Origin of the sequence: Mesorhizobium sp. M8A.F.Ca.ET.218.01.1.1, from assembly GCF_004791165.1 — a bacterium.
Classification (GTDB): Bacteria; Pseudomonadota; Alphaproteobacteria; order Rhizobiales; family Rhizobiaceae; genus Mesorhizobium.
This window is the reverse complement of the sequence record NZ_SRUZ01000207.1, coordinates 1-284: the sequence shown is the minus strand read 5'-3', so window position 1 is coordinate 284 and position 284 is coordinate 1. Positions and strand designations below refer to the sequence as shown.

Annotated in this window: 1 protein-coding gene; it reads right to left on the bottom strand. The window is 60.2% G+C overall.

The features are described 5' to 3' along the window. Positions 1-284: HAMP domain-containing protein (locus EN861_RS35035; RefSeq protein ID WP_135928259.1), on the bottom strand; the 284-nt coding region annotated here is incomplete at both ends.

Below are 284 nucleotides of genomic sequence, written 5' to 3'. Positions count from 1 at the left end.
GAACCGAGCAGCCAACCGCTCAAGTTCGTCTCCGGTGGAGATGTTGATCCGGTGATCGAACTGTCCAGCACCGATCTTGAGAGCGCCCTCCTCCAACAAGAGGATAGGCCCGCTCATCCGTCTAGCAAGCCAATATGCGAGCACCGCCGCAAGGACTGTGGCGAGGAACAACAACCCGCCAGTCCGCCACAATGAAGCGTATAGAGGCGCAAAAGCCTCTGCCTGCGACTGCTCGACAATTACCGTCCAGCCGGCCGCGGCTACCGGCGCGCCAGCAATCACAA